This is a genomic window from Actinomadura chokoriensis (assembly GCF_039529475.1).
GTDB classification, from domain to species: domain Bacteria; phylum Actinomycetota; class Actinomycetes; order Streptosporangiales; family Streptosporangiaceae; genus Spirillospora; species Spirillospora bangladeshensis.
Genome location: NZ_BAAAMW010000001.1, coordinates 364,677 through 380,210 on the forward strand (window position 1 = coordinate 364,677; position 15,534 = coordinate 380,210).

The 15,534-nt window shown below is 70.3% G+C and carries 16 protein-coding genes; 4 read left to right on the top strand and 12 right to left on the bottom strand.

The genetic code is table 11. The annotated features are described in order from the left end of the window. Positions 1-41: 41 nt before the first annotated feature. Positions 42-1,223 (bottom strand): trans-sulfuration enzyme family protein, encoded by a 1,182-nt coding sequence (locus ABFX46_RS01750; RefSeq protein WP_346039559.1) that lies wholly within the window; start codon positions 1,221-1,223, stop codon positions 42-44. A gap of 328 nt (positions 1,224-1,551) precedes the next feature. Beyond that, on the bottom strand, positions 1,552-2,316 hold the full coding sequence (locus ABFX46_RS01755) for a DUF2470 domain-containing protein (RefSeq protein ID WP_346039560.1): 765 nt from the start codon (positions 2,314-2,316) through the stop codon (positions 1,552-1,554). 67 nt (positions 2,317-2,383) lie between these two features. Between ABFX46_RS01755 and rpsD the strand changes: the two genes are divergently transcribed. Next, positions 2,384-2,989, top strand: coding sequence for a 30S ribosomal protein S4 (gene rpsD, locus ABFX46_RS01760; protein ID WP_346039561.1), 606 nt, complete (start codon positions 2,384-2,386; stop codon positions 2,987-2,989). Between the two features lie 125 nt (positions 2,990-3,114). Here rpsD and ABFX46_RS01765 read toward each other — a convergent pair whose 3' ends face one another. The 10 genes from ABFX46_RS01765 to ABFX46_RS01810 form a co-directional block, all read right to left on the bottom strand. Continuing rightward, positions 3,115-3,612, bottom strand: a complete 498-nt coding sequence (locus tag ABFX46_RS01765; protein WP_346039562.1) for a MarR family winged helix-turn-helix transcriptional regulator — start codon at positions 3,610-3,612, stop codon at positions 3,115-3,117. 94 nt (positions 3,613-3,706) lie between these two features. Further along, positions 3,707-4,735, bottom strand: coding sequence for a hypothetical protein (locus ABFX46_RS01770; protein WP_346039563.1), 1,029 nt, complete (start codon positions 4,733-4,735; stop codon positions 3,707-3,709). A gap of 66 nt (positions 4,736-4,801) precedes the next feature. Beyond that, positions 4,802-6,097: an MCE family protein gene (locus ABFX46_RS01775; protein ID WP_346039564.1), complete on the bottom strand. Its 1,296-nt coding sequence runs from the start codon at positions 6,095-6,097 to the stop codon at positions 4,802-4,804. Continuing rightward, positions 6,094-7,155, bottom strand: coding sequence for an MlaD family protein (locus ABFX46_RS01780; protein ID WP_346039565.1), 1,062 nt, complete (start codon positions 7,153-7,155; stop codon positions 6,094-6,096). Before ABFX46_RS01780 ends, ABFX46_RS01775 begins: the two co-directional genes overlap by 4 nt. Continuing rightward, a complete protein-coding gene (locus ABFX46_RS01785; RefSeq protein WP_346039566.1) occupies positions 7,155-8,177 on the bottom strand; it encodes an MCE family protein in 1,023 nt (340 codons plus the stop codon). The genes ABFX46_RS01780 and ABFX46_RS01785 overlap by 1 nt, the downstream gene beginning before the upstream one ends. Next, complete coding sequence (locus ABFX46_RS01790; RefSeq protein WP_346039567.1) at positions 8,177-9,196, bottom strand: MCE family protein; 1,020 nt, start codon at positions 9,194-9,196, stop codon at positions 8,177-8,179. Before ABFX46_RS01790 ends, ABFX46_RS01785 begins: the two co-directional genes overlap by 1 nt. Next, entirely contained in the window at positions 9,196-10,275 is a 1,080-nt protein-coding gene (locus ABFX46_RS01795) for an MCE family protein (RefSeq protein WP_346039568.1), read from the bottom strand. Before ABFX46_RS01795 ends, ABFX46_RS01790 begins: the two co-directional genes overlap by 1 nt. Further along, on the bottom strand, positions 10,272-11,351 hold the full coding sequence (locus ABFX46_RS01800; protein WP_346039569.1) for an MlaD family protein: 1,080 nt from the start codon (positions 11,349-11,351) through the stop codon (positions 10,272-10,274). Before ABFX46_RS01800 ends, ABFX46_RS01795 begins: the two co-directional genes overlap by 4 nt. Next, a complete protein-coding gene (locus ABFX46_RS01805; protein WP_131939620.1) occupies positions 11,348-12,202 on the bottom strand; it encodes an ABC transporter permease in 855 nt (284 codons plus the stop codon). Before ABFX46_RS01805 ends, ABFX46_RS01800 begins: the two co-directional genes overlap by 4 nt. Next, positions 12,202-13,005, bottom strand: a complete 804-nt coding sequence (locus tag ABFX46_RS01810) for an MlaE family ABC transporter permease (RefSeq protein WP_131939619.1) — start codon at positions 13,003-13,005, stop codon at positions 12,202-12,204. The genes ABFX46_RS01805 and ABFX46_RS01810 overlap by 1 nt, the downstream gene beginning before the upstream one ends. A gap of 304 nt (positions 13,006-13,309) precedes the next feature. Between ABFX46_RS01810 and ABFX46_RS01815 the strand changes: the two genes are divergently transcribed. From ABFX46_RS01815 to ABFX46_RS01825, 3 genes are all read left to right on the top strand, one after another. Continuing rightward, positions 13,310-13,837: a MarR family winged helix-turn-helix transcriptional regulator gene (locus tag ABFX46_RS01815; RefSeq protein WP_346039570.1), complete on the top strand. Its 528-nt coding sequence runs from the start codon at positions 13,310-13,312 to the stop codon at positions 13,835-13,837. Positions 13,838-13,909: 72 nt separating this feature from the next. After that, entirely contained in the window at positions 13,910-14,749 is an 840-nt protein-coding gene (locus ABFX46_RS01820) for an aggregation-promoting factor C-terminal-like domain-containing protein (RefSeq protein ID WP_346039571.1), read from the top strand. A gap of 130 nt (positions 14,750-14,879) precedes the next feature. After that, positions 14,880-15,515 carry a TetR/AcrR family transcriptional regulator gene (locus tag ABFX46_RS01825; RefSeq protein ID WP_346039572.1) on the top strand — a complete coding sequence of 212 codons (636 nt, stop codon included), beginning with the start codon at positions 14,880-14,882 and terminating at the stop codon, positions 15,513-15,515. The last annotated feature ends 19 nt before the right edge of the window (positions 15,516-15,534 follow it).

Genomic DNA, 15,534 nt, shown 5'->3' on the forward strand with positions numbered 1-15,534 from the left:
TCAACGAATGGGGCGGGCGGGCGGGGTTTGCGGGCACCGCACTAGGTCGCCTTGTGGAGGGCCTGGGTTATGTCGGTCCAGATGTCTTCGGGGTGCTCCAGGCCGATCGAGAGGCGGACCAGGCCCTCGGCTATGCCGGCGGCGGCGAGGGTGGGGGCGTCCATCTGGCGGTGGGACGTGCTCGCCGGGTGCATGACCAGGGTCGCGATGTTGCCCAGGGACGGGCCCAGGGAGATCAGGTCGACGGACTCGGAGAAGACCCGGCCCGCGTCGCGGCCGCCGGTGAGTTCGAAGGCGAGGACGCCGCCGGCGCCGTCCCGGAGGAGGCGGCGGGCGACCTCGTGCTGCGGGTGGTCGGGCAGGCCCGGGTAGTGGACGCGGGTGACGGACGGGTGCCCGGCCAGGCGGCGGGCGATGTCCAGGGCGGAGGCGCTCTGCCGGGCCACGCGCATCGGCATCGTGGCGAGGCCGCGGACGGTCAGCCAGGCGGCGTGCGCGTCGGCGGTGGAGCCGAGTTCGATGGCGTGGTGCCAGACGCGCCGGTGGACGTCCGGGTCGGCGAAGACGGCGATGCCCCCGATGATGTCGCCGTGCCCGCTCAGGAACTTGGTGGCCGAGTGGACGACGATGTCGACGCCGTGGTCGATGGGCTTGCACAGGAGCGGCGCGAAGGTGTTGTCGACGACGGTCAGCACGCCGGTGCCGCGCACGGCCTCGGTGAAGGCGGGCAGGTCGGTGACGTGCGTGGTGGGGTTGGCGATCGTCTCCAGGTAGAGGAGGCGCGTGGTGGGGCGCAGGGCGTCGCGTACCTCGGCGGGGTCGTCGCCCTGGACGAAGGTGACGTCCACCCCCCAGCGCTCTGCCAGGTTGGTGAGGAGCGCGTAGGTGCCGCCGTAGAGGGCGGTCTGGGCGATGACGTGGTCACCGCTGCGCAGCAGCCCCATGAGGACGGCGTTGACCGCGCCCATGCCGGACGCGGTGGCCAGCGCCCCGGCGCCGCCTTCGAGTTCGGTGACGGCGCGCTCCAGGGAGCGGACGGTCGGGTTGCCCATCCGGGCGTAGAAGAACGCCCCGTCCGGGCCGGCGAAGGCGGCGGCCAGGTCGTCGGCGGCGTCGAAGGCGAACAGGTGGCCCTGGTAGATCGGGACGGCGAGCGGTCTGCTGCCCTCCGGAGCGATCACGGGCGGGTGGACGGCGCGGGTCTGCGGGTGGTGTCCGGTCATGGTCCCAGCCTGCGCCCGGATCGGCGGAACCGGGAACGGCCAATCGCGACCAGTGGCCCGGACCACGCCCCCGGCTTTCCGCTCCGCGGCCGCGGACCACCGGCCCGGCCGGGGGCGCCGGGCCCCCTCACCGGTACGGTTCCCGTCGCCGGCCGGCCCACCCCGCGAGGACCGACCGGCGATCGGGATCGTCCCGGACAAAGGCGCCGTTTCGGCATCCCTCGACCGGAGTTCCGAGCATCACCCGGCGGACCCCCGCGCCGCCATCCGGGAGATCACCGCCATCTCGCGGCGCGGGTCCGGGTGCGGGGCCGTACGTACCTACGGGTCAGCCCCGGGCCGCGCGGGCGAACAGCGTCCGGTAGACGCGGCGGAGACCGTGGAGATCACTGACAGGCCGGGCGAACGCGAGCCGCACGTCGAACGGCGACGGGTGGGCCGGCGGTGAGCAGCGTACCCAGATCCCGTACCGGTCGAGCGCGAGCGGCCGGACGGGCCCGGACGGGACGGAGTCGGGCAGCAGCGCGGCCATCTCGTCCCGGTGCGCGGAGTCCAGGTGGGTGAGGACGCCGGCCTCGATCGCGACGAACGGGTCCGGTGCGGCGGCCGCGTACTCCTCGGGTTCGAGGGTGGCGCTCCCCCACACGTCGTCGATCTCGACCTGCGCGACTTCGAGGGCGAGGACCGTCCAGTCCCCGTCCTTGAGGTCGAGCAGTTCGGGACGCGGGTGGACGTGCGACAGCCGCAGCGCCGCACCCCGCAGTTCGGCGTCCGGCACCCGGCTGAGCCAGCCGTGCAGCCAGGCGCGGCCGCGCACCCGGTCGGGGAACGCGACCGGCGCGACGTCGCAGATCCGCAGGGTGGCGGGCATGTCGTCCGGTTCGGCGGCGAGCGCGGCGACGACCGGCGCGGCGGACGGCACGAGCAGCAGCGGACGGCCGCCCCGGTCGGTGGTGTGCGCGGGGACGTGCGCGTCCGGAACGCAGGGCGCGGCGAGGACGCCGCCCGCCATGCCGTAGGCCAGCGTCCGCGCCCGCTCCGCCGGCGCCGGTCCCTCCGCAGTCGTCTCCGCCGTCGTCTCCGCTCGCCGCACCGCTGCCTCCTTGACGTATCAGGTTAGGCTTACCTAACTTAGGTTCACCTAACCACTAAGGAGAGTGATGAACAACCCCCGTCCGAAAGTGCGGTTGTCGCGGGCGCTCGGCGTGCCGCTGACGCCGAAGGCCGTGAAGTACTTCGAGGCCCGGCCCTATCCGCCCGGCGTGCACGGGCGCGCACGCAAGCAGGAGAGCGACTACAAGGTGCGGCTGCGGGAGAAGCAGCGGCTCCGCGCGCAGTACAACATCCGCGAGGCGCAGCTTCGCAACGCCTTCGCCAAGGCCGCCAAGGCCGAGGGCAAGACCGGCGACGCGCTCCTCACCGACCTGGAGTGCCGGCTGGACGCGCTGGTCCTGCGCGCCGGGTTCGCCCGCACCATCTACCAGGCGCGGCAGTTCGTCGTGCACCGGCACGTGCTGGTGAACGGGCGCCGCGTCGACCGGCCGTCCTACCGGCTCCGCCCCGGCGACGTCATCACGGTCGCCGAGCGCAGCCGCGCCATGGACGCATTCCAGATCGCCGCCGCCGGCGGCCACGCCGAGAACGTCCCGCCCTACCTGGACGTCCGGCACGAGGCGCTGGCCGCGCGGCTCACCCGGCTCCCCGAGCGCACGGAGATCCCGGTGACCTGCGACGAGCAGCTGGTGGTCGAGCACTACTCCCGCTAACGCACCGCCCCAAGCTCCCCCAGATGCGTTGACCTGCGGCGTGTTGTTGTTATGAGAGGCGGAATAACAACAACACGCCGCAGGTCAACGATGTGGCGGGCCGGTCTACGTTCGTGGGCGCCGCGCTAGCGGAGGTCGCCTAGTTCTTCGCGGGCCGTGGCGCGGAGGGTGCGCAGGGCGTCCACTAGGGCGCGGTGCTGCTCCTCGCTGAGGGGGCCCGCGAAGTGCTCGCGGAGCGTCTCGGCGTGGACGCGCAGGGCCTCGTCCAGCTTCGCGCGGCCCGCCGGGGTGAGGTCGACCATCTGCCGGCGCCGGTCGCCGGGGGCCGGTTCGCGGCGGACGAGGCCGGCCTCCTCCATCCGGTCGATGATGCGGGTCATGCCGCCGCTGGTCAGGATCAGCTCGCCGGCCAGGCCGCCCATCGAGCGCGGGCACTCGGCGCCCGCGCCGGACAGCCGCAGCAGCACCTCGAAGACCGCGTGCCGGATGCCGCAGCGGCGCTCCAACTCCCGGCCCGCGATCCGCTCCAGCGCCGACGCCGCCCCGAGCAGCGCGCCGAACTCGTGGACGACATCGTCGGCGACGATCGCGCCCTGCCCGTCCTGCTCCGTCACCGTCGCCATGGTCCCCCGCCTTCGTCCCGCCGCCCCGTCGTCGTACGCATAACGTGCGACCGCCCCGCACGCTTCCGTGCGGGGCGGCCCCTGCCGGCGAACGTCAGTTCTTCGGCTTCTCGCTCTTCTCCGCCTTCGGCGACGGAGACGTGGACGCGCCGCCGCTCGGCACGCCCGGGATCTGGCCCTGCTGCTGGTTCCGGTTCTGGTCGTTGATGCCGGACGGGTACTGCTGGGTGATCTTCCAGTCCCCGTCGATCTTGCTGAGGGACAGCCGCAGCAGCGTCGCGGGCTGGTTGATCGCCCCGCTCTTGGTCTTCAGCGACATGTCCATCATGAGCACCGCCGTGGCGAACTTGCCGTTGACGCTGCCGACGAAGACCTGGTTGCTCTTGGAGGACAGCGCCACCTGCGCGTCGGCCTGGAAGGCGCTGGCCACGGTCGGCACCGTGTTCTTCTTGTAGTCGTCGAGCATGTCGCCGGCGAGCAGCTTCACGGCCTTGTCGGTCTGCGTCTGGTAGTTCGTGGCGTTGTAGTTGTACGCGACGTCGCCGTACGCGGCGGCGACCTTGCCGATGGCCTCCCGCTCGTCCTGCTTGGACGACATCGAGTGGGCGCTCGTCCCCTGCCAGATCGCCAAACCGCCCAGCACCACGATCAGGACGGCCAGCACCACCGTCGGCACGAGGGGCAGGCTGAAGGCGTCCGCGCGCGCCGGCTCCTTCTCCTCGGCCCTCTCCGGGGGTTCGAGGGCGGCCGGACGCGGCTTGACGGTCTTCACCGCCGGCTTCACCGCCGGCTTCGCGGCGGACTCGGCGGCCGGCTTGACGGCCGACGTGGGAGCGGCCTTGGCGGCGGGCTCGGCCGGAGCCTCCGCCTCGGCCTCCGCCGCGTCCTCGGCGTCGAGTGCCTCCAGCACCTCGTCCAGGTCCTCGTCGTCGATGACCTCGATGACCCGCACGCGGCGCTTGCGCTTGGCGGCGGGCCGCGCCGGAGCCGCGGCGGCCTCCACGGCGGCCTCCGCGGCCTCACCGCCGGCCGCCGCCTCCTCGGTCTCCGCCTGCTCCTCGGCCGGGACCGCCTCGACCTCGTCGACCTCGTCCTTGCCGGTCTTGCCGGTCTTGGCTGTCACTTGGGCAACTCCTCGGGGATTGGGTCAGTCCTTGCTCCGGCGCGGCCGGCTCAGCACGTCACCGGCTCAGTCCTTCCGCCGGCGCAGCCGGCTCAGGCGGGACACCACGGGCACCGAGCCCATCATGACCCTGATCAGCACCAGCAGGGCGATGACCGGGGGAACGTACACTAGCCACAGCGGCGGGCCGCCGGAAGAGTCCTCGTTGTTCGCGGCCTTCTTCGCCTGCACGTTCTTCTGGTCCAGCGCGGGGTCGTGCGTCGGGATCGTCTCGCCCGGGTTCTTGGCCTTGTAGGGCTTCTGCTTCGTCACCGCCGGCATCCGCCCGCCGGGGCAGGTGGGCACCTTGTTCACGGCCGGCTGCCCGAGCGGGTACTTGTACTCCAGCGTCGCGGGCGCGTTCAGTGTGACCTGGAAGACGACGTTCAGGACGGGCTTGCCCTGGTCCATCCCGATCACGTTGTCGAGGACGTTCTTCAGCTGCGGCGCCCGCCCCAGCGTCTTGTTCAGGTCGTACAGGTAGCGGGGGTTGTAGGTGCCGACGCCCCAGTTGCCGAGCATGTCGACGGTGCAGCCGAAGTCGCCCTCGGTCTTGTCGAGCAGCCCGTTGACGGTGGACAGCAGGTCCGGGCCGCGGTCGCGCAGCTCGGCGATCTGCCCGCGGACCTGGCTGAGCGCGGCGGTGAGCGCGGCCAGGTTGTCGATGCCGGCGCCGAGCGAGCCGCGGTTGCGGTTCAGCACGGTGGTGATCCGGCCGAGGTCCTTGGTCAGCCCGTCGAGCAGCTCGGTGTTCTCCGCGAACGTCTTGGTCAGGTCGTCGCCGCCGTTGATGATCTGGCGGAGCGACTCCTCGCGTCCCGACCAGCCCTCGGCCAGCTCGTGGGTGAGGATCTTGGCGTCCTCGGGGTTGATGGCCTTGAGCGAGTCGATGACCGCGCCGAACAGGTCCCCGTACTTCGGCGGGACGGACGTCTGCGACACCGGGATGACGGTGCCCGGCTTCATCGCCGGGGCGTCGGCCTTGCCGGCGCCGGGGGTCAGCTCGACGACCGGCTCGCCGACCGCCGACTTGCGGGCCGCGGCGGCGGTGACGCCCTGCGGGATCGTCACGCCGCGCTCGATGTCGAGCCGGACGACGACCTTGTCCTTCTCCAGCTTCACCGAGTCGATCTTGCCGATCCGCAGCCCGAGGTAGTCGACCTCGAAGTTCGGGTGCAGGCCCGGCGAGGACTCGAACTCGACCGTGATGTGGTACGGCCGGTCGATGAAGTCGAACCGGATGACGTTGTTGAACGCCCACACCAGCATGACCACGGCGAGGACGCCGAAGGCCGCCAGGTTGATCGTCAGTCGCCTGTTCATCCGCGCGGCTCCAGCATCTTCTCCAGGTCCGGCAGAGCGTCTCTGAGCTGCTTCGGGATCTCCGGGGCCGTGCTCTTCTTCTTCGGCGGCTCGCTGAGGCCGGGGAAGATCGGCCGCCCGTCCGGCCAGGTGACCCGGACGATCGGGTAGAGCAGCAGCTGGCCGTCGTAGCTGGCCAGCGGGATCTTGTAGGAGAAGGCCACGATGCCGTCCACCACGGCGGTGAGGCGCTTGCGGTTGCTGCCGAGCTGCTGCAGGACGGGGTCGAGGTCGTTCAGCAGCTTGCGGAACCGCTGGATGCGGCCCTCCAGCACCTTGTCGTTCAGCTCGCGGGCCATGGTGGTGAGCTTGTCGACGGCCTTGATGATCTTGTCTTTGTCGTCGTTCAGCATCCGGCTGGTGCGCTCGAGCTGGCCGGGCGCCTCGGCCAGGGCGTCGCTGCCCTTGGCGAGCGAGTGCCCGAGCTGCGCGAAGTGGTCGATGGACTCGCCGAGCTCGACGCGCTGGGCGGCGAACATCTTCAGCAGGTCGCTCGCCTGCGCGATCGTCTTGTTGAGCTTCTGCCCGTTGCCGTCCAGCGCGGTGGCGCCGGCGTTGACGACCGTCGCGACGTCGTCGCCGGCGAGGGCCTGGATCAGCGGCCCGGCCTGCCCGACGACGTCCTCGAACGCGGGCTGGACGCTGGTGTCGGTGATGGCGGCGCCGGAGGCGAGGAACGGGCCGCGGTCCATGCTGCCGCCGGGCGGCAGCTGCAGGTCCACGTAGTTCTCGCCGAGCAGCGACGTCACCTTGATCTCGGCGCGGGTGCCCTTGGGGATCTTGACGTCGTCCTCGATGGACAGCGTCGCCTTGGCCTTGTAGCCGGCGAGCTCGACCTTGGTGACGGTGCCGATCGTGATGTCGGACATCTGGACGCTGTGCCCGGCGACGAGGCCCTGGGCGTCGTCGAACGTGGCGGTCAGGGTCAGGTCGCCCTTCGGCGCGCCCGCGGTCTTGTAGGAGCAGCCGGAGACCGCGAGGACCGCGGCCACCATGACGGCTAGGAGTCTCCCGCCCATCAGTTGCCTCCGTCCCAGGGGCAGTTGGAGTTCGGCTTGGGCAGCGGGCAGCCGACGTCGTCGGTGTTCATCAGGCCCTTGAGCCACGTCCGCAGGAAGGCGTCGGTGGCGAAGCGGATCTGCAGCGACTTGTTCTTCGGGTTGTAGCCGCCGATGAGGGCGTCGCCGATGCCGGGCAGCACGTGCAGGAGCTGCGCGATCTCCTTGGCGTTGCCCTTGAGGACCAGCGCGGCCCGGGTGAGGACGGCGAGGTCGTAGGGCAGGTTGCCCTTGTACTTCTGGATCAGCTTGTCGCCGTTCTTGGCGAGTTCGAGGATGCCGCTGATCAGCTGCTGCAGCTCGCCGCGCTCGGAGCTGAGCACCCGGCTCGCCTCGCCGAAGTCGCGGATCATCGTGCCGAGGACCTGCTCGCGCCCGCGCACCACTCCGGCGAGCCGGTCGAGGTTCCGCGCGACCTCGATGAGGTCCTGGTCCTGCCCGGCGACGTTCTCGATCAGGCGGGCGCTCTGCTCGAGCGTGGCGTTGAACTCCTTGCCGTTGCCCTTGACGGTGTCGGCGGCGGTGCCGAGCGCCGACTGCATCTTGGTCGGGTCGAGCGCGTTCGCGAGGTTGGTGAAGGAGCTGAGCGCGTCGTCGACCTCGACCGGCACGTGGGTGCGCTCGATCGGGATGACGTTCGCGGTCTCCTTCGCCTCCCCCGGCTTCCACGCCGGGTGCAGGACGAGGTTCCGCTCGCCGATGAGGTTCAGCGGGACGATCGACGCCTGCACGCCGCGTGGGAGCGGGACGTCCCGGCGGATGTGGAACGTGACCTTGACCTTGTCGCCCTGGTTCTCGACCTTGTCGACGAGGCCGACGTCGGCGCCCATCACCTTGACCTTGGACTCCGGGTAGAAGGAGCGGGCCTTCGGAACGAAGACGGTCATGGTGCGGTCGCCGCCGGACGGGGCCAGCGAGCAGCCGCCGGCCGACGCGGCCATGGTGAGGGCGAGCGCCATGGCGAGGCCCTTCCCCCTGCCCATCAGTTGCCTCCCTGGCGCCGGGTGGAGATCGGGCCGGGCGGCTGGAGCGGGCCGAGCCCGGTGAGCACGCCCTCGATCCAGTTGCCGTTGCCCTTGAGGTTGGCGACCTGCTGGAACGTGGGCCCGAGCAGCGAGAAGTCGGTGTTGAGCGCGTCCATGTTGGGCGCGAGCCGGGTGGTGAGCAGGTGCAGGTTGTCCAGGAGCGTGTCGAGCTGCTTCTGGTTCTTGGAGATGACGTTGGACAGCGTCTGGACGGTCCGGTTGCCCTGCCCGATCGTCGCGGCCAGCTCGTTGCGGCGCCGCACCAGCGTCTGCAGCAGCACCTGGCTGGAGTTGATGATCTCGCGGAGCTGCTCGTCCTTGCTCGCCAGCGTCCCGGTGATCGTCTTGCTGCTCTCGATGAGCTTCTGGATCTGCGGGTAGGAGTCGTTGAGCATCCGGGAGACGTCCTGGATGTTGGTGAGGACCCGGTTCAGCTTCTCCGCGCCCGGCGACTTGATCTTGTTGACCTCGGTGAGCAGCTTGTCGATGCTCTTCTCGTCGAGCTTGCCGACGATGTTCTGCGCGCCTTCGAGGGCGTCGGGGACGGTGAACGGGACGCTGGTGCGCGTCAGCGGGATGCGCCGCTTCGACTCCGGCACGTCCGACATGTAGGGCTTGGACACCGGGCCGGACAGCCGCAGGTACCGGCCGCCGAGCAGCGTCGTCGTCTGGATCTCCGCCCGAGTCTTCGGCCCGAGGTCGATCCCGGCGTTGACGTGCCAGGTCACGATGATCTTTCCGTGCTTGAAGTCCGGCGTCACCGAGGTGACCCGTCCGGACTTCACGCCGGCGACCCGGACGTCCTGGCCCTTCTTCAGGCCGGCCGCGTCGCTGAACTCGCCGCTCATCGTGTAGCCGCGCTCGAACAGGTGCAGCTGCCCGACGGCGAACGCGAACACGCAGGCGGCGCCGAGCGCCGAGACCGTGACGATCGCGACGAGCTTCTGGTTGACGTCCCGCAGGGACTTCAGCGCCATCAGCCGCCACCCCCTTGCAGCATCGCCTTGAGCTTGGCGAGGTCGTCCTTGGACGGCTGGCCGGTGCCGGGCGCCTTCGGCAGCTCCATCGGGAACGGGCAGGGCCCCTGCATCACGTTCAGGCAGAGCGCGTTGGTGCGCAGGAAGTGGCCGCCGTTCGCGGTGGAGAACAGCTGCCGCAGCGTCAGCGGGAGCTGCTGCACCATCTTCTCCAGCTGGTCGACGTTCAGCCGGAACGTGGTGGCGAACTTGCCGAGGTTGTCGATGATGCGGGCGAGCTGGGCGTCGTTGCCGCCGAGCACCTGGTTGAGGTTGGTGGTGACGCCGCCGATCTCGACGATGGCGTTCTCCAGCAGCCGCCGGTTGTTCGCGAACACCTTGGTCAGCGACTCCAGGTTGTCGATGCTCGCGGCGATCTGCTTGTCGCGGGTGGCGACGGCGCCGCTCACCGTCTCGTAGTCGTCGATCATTCCCTCGATCGTCTTCTTGCGCGCCGCGAACGTCTGCAGGAGCAGGTCCAGGTTGTCGGTCAGCATCGAGATGTTCTGCTCGTTGCCGTCCAGCGCCTGGGAGAAGGAGAAGAGGATCTTGTTGAGCTGGTTCGGGTCGAGGTTGCGCGTCAGCGGGCCGAGCGCGTTGACGACGTCTCCGAGGTCGACCACCGACCGGGTGTGCGGGACGCGGTCGCCGTTGCCGAGCATCTTCTGGCTCGTCCCCGGCTCCAGGTAGACGACCCGCTGCCCCATCACGTTGCGCCAGCGGATGGCGGCGGTGGAGTCGGACGGCAGCTTGACGTCCTTGTCGACGGCCATCCGCACCACGGCCTTGCCCCGCACCACCTCGATGCCGTCCACCTGGCCGACGGGCGTGCCGGCGACCTTGACGTCGTCGCCCTTCAGCAGGCCGGTGACGTCGTCGAAGGTGGCGGTCAGCTTGTAGCGGGCGTTGAAGCTGGTGCCGAGGATCTGCTGGCCGATGTAGAAGGTGAGCAGCCCCGTCAGCGCCACGAAGACCAGGAACTTCAGCGTGGTCGCGTAGTCGGGTCCGCGCGCCGCCTTGCGGCGAATCCGCGGGCTCATGGGCGCCCCCCGGTCTTCTTCTTCTGCCCCGGGAGCTGCATCTCGAAGGCCGTCTTCGCCGGCGGTGTCGTGCACGCGTCGATGAAGATCTGGCAGATGTCCAGCGGGAGGTCGTCGCGCGCCTGCGCGATCAGGGTGCCCTCCGGGCCGGGGATGCGGATGATCTGGGCCAGCAGGTTGAAGAACCCGTTCAGGCTGTCGAGCAGCACCGGGATGTTGCGGCGCTGGTTGTCGAACACCGACACGACGTCGCCGCCGTTGTCGATGATCTTCCCGAGGTTGCCGCCGTGCTGCTGGAGGTTCCTGCCGAGCGTGTCGCCGAGCCTGGTCGACTGGTCCAGGAGCTGGGAGACCTTGTCGGGACGCTCGTTGATCGCCTGCGACAGCCGGTTGAAGTCGCCGGTGAACGCGGCGATGGTGCCGCCGCGGGACGCGAGCGTGCCGGACAGTCCGTTGATGTCGTTCAGCAGCGCGTTGATGGCGGCGCGGTCCTTGTGGGTGGCGTCGACGACGATCGCGCCGTTGTCGATCGTGCGGCGCAGCGCCGGGCCCTGTCCGGCCAGCCCGGCGCCGAACGTGTGCAGGATGGTCGCGACGTCGTCGGGGTTGATGGCCTTGGTCAGCTCGTAGGCGGGCCAGGCGGTGTCGGACAGGTCCTCCGGGTCGTGCGTCTTCGCGATCGTCCCGCCGTCCTTCAGGTACGGGCCGCTCAGCTCGTGCGCGCCGAGGTCGAGGCTGATGTCCTTCGGGCCGAACACCGAGACGGGCTCGACGGTCGCGACGGCGGTGTCGGCGACCCGGACGCCCTTGTCGACCCGGATCCGCACCTTGACGCGGCCCTGGTCGTCGAGTTCGAGGCGGTCGACGGTGCCGACGGAGATCCCGCGGACCTTCACCTCGGACTTGCTCGGGTCGAGGCCCTGCCCGGCCCGGCTGAACGTCGCGTCGTAGTACGTGGAGCCGGAGTGGTCGGGGGTCGAGCCGATCGCGACGAACGCCGCCGCGGCGGCGATGACGCCGGCGCCGACGAGCCCGAAGACCGTCCGGGAGCGCTGGGAGAGGGTCTCTTCGCTCATCCGGTCAGCTTCACTGTGCTGCCGTGTCCCCAGAAGATGTAGGACAGGACGAGGTTCATGAGGATCATCAGGATGGTCGACTCCCGGATCGCGCGGCCGGCGGCGACACCGACGCCCACCGGGCCGCCCGCCGCGTAGTAGCCGCGGTAGCAGTGGATGAACATGATGATGAAGGCGAACACGGCGACCTTGATGACGCTGTAGAAGACGTCGATCGGCGGCAGGTAGAGGTGAAAGTAGTAGTCGTAGATGCCGGGCGAAAGACCGAAGTACTGGATCGTGATGAACCTGGTGGCGAAGAACGCCATGAACAGTGACACGAGGTACAGCGGCACGAGCGCGATGACGCCGGCGGCGACGCGGGTGCAGACCAGGTAGGCCAGGGAGTTGATGCCCATGACCTCCAGCGCGTCGATCTCCTCGGAGATCCGCATCGCGCCGATCTCGGCGGTGAACCCGGTGCCGACCTGCGCGACCAGCGCGACGCCCGCGATGATCGGGGTGACCTCGCGGACGTTGGAGTAGCTCGCGACGAGGCCGGTGAACGCCTCGGCGCCGATGCGCTCCAGCCCGGGGTAGCCCTGCAGGCCGACCATCGCGCCGGTGGCGAGCGACATCGTCGCGATCACGAAGATCATGCCGCCGCCGATGACGAGCGCGCCGACGCCGACGGTGATGTCGCTGACCTGCTTGGCGAGCGTCTTGCCGTACTTGCGCTTCAGGATGATGTCGAAGAACAGGTGGTAGAGGACCCGGCCGAGGAAGATCGGCAGGTTGGCCGAGGCGGCGAGGCCGGCGGTCCGGCCCTTGAAGGCCCGGCCCAGCTTGCGTACGGGGGATATGGCGACCATCAGAACCTCGGGGGGAAGAGGACCTGGTAGATCATGGTGAGGATGTAGTTCGTCGCGAACACCACGATCGAGGTGACGACGACGGCCTTGTTCACCGCGCGGCCGACGCCGACGGGGCCGTAGTCGCAGTTCATGCCCATGTAGCAGGCGACGGCGGCGGCGATGAAGCCGAACACCCACGCCTTGAACAGGGTGATGACCAGGTCCGAGAACTGCAGCAGGGTCGTCGAGCCGTCGAAGAACGCGCCCGGACTGACGCCCTGCTGGATGACGTTGAAGTAGTAGCCGCCGATGACGCCCGCCAGGATCACCACCGAGCACAGCAGCCCGGACACCATGCTCGCCGCCCACAGCCTGGGGGTGACCAGGCGGTGGATCGGGTTGATGCCCATGACCTCCATCGCCGCGAGTTCGTCGCGGATGTTGCGGGCGCCCATGTCGGCGGTGATCGCCGACCCGCCCACGCCGGACACCAGCAGCGCGGCGGCCAGCGGCGCGACCTGCTGGATCATCGCGGCGGTGAGCAGCGCGCCGGTGCCCGACTGGGCGCCGAGCTGCCGGGCGATGTCGCCCACCTGGAGCGAGATCGTGGCGCCGAGCGGCACCGCGATGAGCATCACCGGGACGGCCGTGACGCGGGCCAGGAACCAGCACTGCTCGATGAACTCGCCCCACCACTGGCGCAGGTCCCAGGAGCGGCGCAGCCCTTCCAGCAGGGTCACGCACAGCAGCCCGGTCTCGTCGAGCGCTCGCCCGACGCGTCTGCGTGCCAGGTCGGGGGCCTTGGTCAAGCTCAAGGCCATCAGCCGGTGACCTCCCCCTGGGGGGCGGGGTGAAGGTACATACCAGCCTCCTTCGTTCTCGGACGTCGGCGCCCATCCGATACTCCGGATCCCGCCGGACCATAGGCGGCGCCAACGTCCTTGCCAGTGCGCGCCTCCGTGGTCTCGGCAGAGACCGGGATCACCAGGGTGCCCAAGCAAGCACTCGGGCACCACCCGTGTGATCTGAGGCACTCTATTGGAAGAAGGTCTAAGAAGCGAGTACTTACATCTGCTTTTGTCCGAAGCTACGATCGGCCGCACGATGATCGAGGCGGGACGAGAGATGGCAGCGGACCCGGGCGGCGGAGCCGACCCGCTGGTCATGGGCGTGCGCGACCGCTGGGACGCGCACGGGCTCCAGGGCGAGCCGTGGCCCTTCATGGCGATCTGCTCGGTCGCGCGGCTGCACCAGCTGCTGAAGAAGGCGCTCGACGACGAGCTGAAGCGGCTGGACCTCACCCGCACCGGCTACTTCCTGCTGACCGCGCTGGCCCTCACCACGCGCGGCAGCGCGCGGCTGAGCACGCTCGGCCGGTTCCTGATGATGCATCCGACGACCGTGAAGCTGACCGTCGACCAGCTGGAGGCGGCGGGGCTCGTCGGCCGCACCCGCCATCCGCGCGACCGGCGCGCGACCCTCGTCGAGATCACCCCGGACGGGCGGCAGCGGGTCAACGAGGTCGGCGCCGCGCTGGAGGCGCCGGGCAGCGCGTTCGCCCCGTTCGGGGGCATGCACCGGGAGCTGTTCGAGGCGCTGCAGCCGGCGCGCCTCGCGGCCGGCGACGTGGAGCCGGTGCAGCGCGCGGACTGAACCGCGTACCATGCGGCCCGCGTACCTTCACTCCGACGACATGAATCCCGGGCGATAAGGCAGTCTTCTCCTATGCCACAGAGTCACGGCACTCGCAGACGTCCCTCCGGCGGCGGCCGGCGTGCCCGCTCCGCCCCCGTCCCCGCCCCGCGTGAGGCGCCCGACTCGCGCGGCCCCGGCGGTCCCCGCGGCCCGTACGACGACGACCGGTTCGACGGGATGCCGCCGCTGCCGCCGGAGAAGAAGCGGCGCGTCCGGCGCGTCCTCACCAGCAACGTGACCATCACCGTCGCCGCCATCGCGATCATCGGCACCGGAGTGACGCTGGTCGACCTGGACGCGTTCACCGGCGACGACACCAAGCCGCCGAAGGCCGCCGCCGCGGGGCTGTCGACGAACGACATGCTCGCGAAGCTGACCTCGGCGTCCGACATAGACAAGGTCACCGCCAACGCGGTCGCCCAGGCCAAGGAGCGCGCCTACAAGGAGCACCAGGCCGAGATGAAGCGGCTCAGGGAGAAGGCGAAGCGGGACGCGGCGGCGCGGGCGAAGCTGAAGGCCGAGCAGGAGCGCGAGCGCGAGCGCAAGCGGCTCGCCAACTCCAACCCGAGTGCCGCGCAGAACAAGGCGTACGGCAAGAAGATGAACGCCCTCAAGGGCTGGGGCCGCTGCTGGCCGTCGCTGCTGACGCTGTGGAACCACGAGAGCGGCTGGAACGAGCGGGCCGAGAACCCGTCCAGCGGCGCCTACGGCATCCCGCAGGCGCTGCCCGGCTCGAAGCTGGCGAGCGCGGGCGCCGACTGGCGTACCAGCTCCCCCACCCAGATCGCGTGGGGCCTCGGCTACATCAAGGCCCGCTACAAGGACCCGTGCGGCGCCTGGTCCTGGTGGCAGGCCCACAACTGGTACTAACCCCCGCCTCCGAGCACCGCGACGTCCCCGCCCGCTACACCTTCCGTTGATCTGCGGCGTGTTGTTGTTATGGACGCCCCCATAACAACAACACGCCGCAGATCAACAAGGTCGGTGGGAGCATGGGGGGATGCGGACTAGCAGGACGCGGCAGCAGAACGGCGACGGGGGCGGCGGGCGGCAGTGGGCCCGCGCCGACGCCACCCGGCAGGCGCTGCTGAGCGCGGCGCAGCAGGTCTTCGCCGACCGCGGCTACGCCGACGCGGGCATCGCCGAGATCGTGGAGCGGTCCGGGATCAGCGTCGGCAGCCTCTACCACCACTACGGCGGCAAGGCCGGGCTGTACGTGGCGCTGTGGGAGGAGCTGTCCGCCGAGCAGGAGGCGAGCGCCGCACAGGCCGTGTCCGCCGCCCGCAAGGACGGCGAGTCCGACCCGATCGCGCTGTTCACCGCCGGTGCGCGCGCGTACCTGCGGGTGTGCTGGGAGCGCCGGGAGGCGGCCCGGCTGTTCCTCGGCGGCGAGGGCCCGTCCGGGTCGTCGCTGATGCGCCGCAGCCGCGCCCAGCACTGGATCGCGCAGAACACCAAGCTGCTGCGCGGCGCCGGGCCCGGCGAGCCCGCGGGACGTCCCGAGAAGGTGCTGAGCCTGGTGCTCACCACGGTCATCGGCGAGGCCGGACGCGAGATCGCCACAGCCGAGGACGAGACCGAGGCCGCCGAGATCATCGACGAGGTCTGCCGCATCCTCATCCGCCTCGCCCGCTGAGCGCAGCGCCCGGTGCGAC